A 1865-nucleotide genomic window follows, 5' to 3' on the forward strand; every position below is an offset into this window, starting at 1 on the left:
AGCGCCGACGGCAGCAGCATCGTGCTGACCGTGAAAACCGGTTCGACCGCGACCCTGGCCGATTTCCAGGACGCCATCAAAGCCATCACGTTCAGCACCACCGACACCACCACTTCGACGCCTCGCAGCGTCAGCGTGGTAGTGGCCGACGACGCAGGCGGCTCTGCCAGCGCAACGACGACGATTACCGTGGACAATGGCGTGGTGGTCACACCGCCAGTCGCACCAACCATCGACCTGGACGCCAACGACTCCAGCGGTGTAACCGGCAACGATTACAAAACCAGCCTCACCGTAGGTCACGCAGGTTCTGTTGCCATTGCCGACATCGATGTAAAAATCATCGACACCGATAGCCCGGACCTCAAGTCTGCGACCATCAGCATCAACGGCACTCACATCACTGGCGATGCTCTATCGGCAGGCACCTTGCCTTCCACTATCGTTGCGGCTGTCAGCGCTGACGGCAGCTCCATCGTGCTGACTGCTAAAGACGGCACTGTTGCGTCGCAAGCTGATTTCGAAGCAGCGATCAAAGCCATTACCTTTGGCACAAGCTCCACAGATACCACCCCTCGCACCATCAATGTGGTGGTAAACGACGGTGGCCTCGATTCGGCTCCGGCAATCACCACCGTGACCATGGTCGCCAATGTCGCCCCGGCCATCGATCTGGATGCCAACGACTCTAGCGGCGCAACCGGCAACAACTACAACACCAGTCTGACCGTGGGTCACACTGGCTCGGTTGCTATCGCCGACACCGACCTGAAAATCGCTGACTCCGATAGCCCAGACCTCAAGTCCGCGACCATCAGCATCGGCGGCACGCACATCACCGGTGACACGCTGGCGGCGGGCACCTTGCCTTCCACCATCTTTGCGAGCGTCAGCGCCGACGGCAGCTCCATCGTGCTGACTGCTAAAGACGGCACCGTAGCCTCACAAGCTGATTTCGAAGCAGCGATCAAGGCGATCACATTCAGCACCTCGTCAGCCGATACCAGCGCTCGGACGATCAACGTCGTGGTCAATGACGGCGTTGTCGACTCGGCCCCGGCCGTGACGACCATCACCATTCAGGGGAACGTCACGCCGACCCTCGACCTGGATGCCAACGATTCCAGCGGTGCAACTGGCACTGGCTACAACACCAGCCTGACCCTGGGTCACACTGGCTCGGTTGCTATCGCGGACACCGATCTGAAGATTGCTGACTCCGATAGCCCGGACCTCAAGTCCGCGACTGTCAGCATCGGCGGCACTCACATCACCGGCGACGCTTTGGCGGCAGGCACCTTGCCTTCCACCATCGTTGCGGCTGTCAGCGCTGACGGCAGCAGCATCGTCCTGACTGCCAAAGACGGCACCGTTGCATCGCAAGCCGACTTCGAAGCAGCAATCAAGGCGATCACTTTCGGCACTACGTCGACTGACACCAGCCCCCGCACGATCAACGTTGTAATCAACGATGGCATCGTCGACTCGACGCCTGCTGTTACCACGATCAGCGTTTCGCCAAACGTGGTTCCGACCATCGACCTCGACGGCAACGACTCCAGCGGCGCAACTGGCAACAACTACACCACCAGCTTCACCCTGGGCCACACCGGCGCCATCGCCATCGCCGACACCGACGTAAAAATCGCCGACTCCGACAGTCCAGACCTCAAGTCCGCAACCATCAGCATCGGCGGCACGCACATCACTGGCGACGCGCTTTCAGCGGGCACCTTGCCCTCTACCATCAGTGCGGCCGTTAGTGCAGACGGCAGTTCCATCGTGCTTACTGCCAAAGACGGTACCGTTGCATCGCAAGCCGACTTCGAAGCAGCAATCAAGGCGATCACTTTCGGCACTACGTC

Annotated in this window: 1 protein-coding gene; it reads left to right on the forward strand. The window is 60.2% G+C overall.

Annotated features, from left to right (window positions below; genetic code table 11):
- The coding region (locus GVN17_RS29425) for a hypothetical protein (protein ID WP_166598781.1) at positions 1-1865 on the forward strand (1865 nt) is incomplete at both ends.

This window comes from Pseudomonas sp. SLFW, assembly GCF_009905615.1.
Classification (GTDB): domain Bacteria; phylum Pseudomonadota; class Gammaproteobacteria; order Pseudomonadales; family Pseudomonadaceae; genus Aquipseudomonas; species Aquipseudomonas bambusae.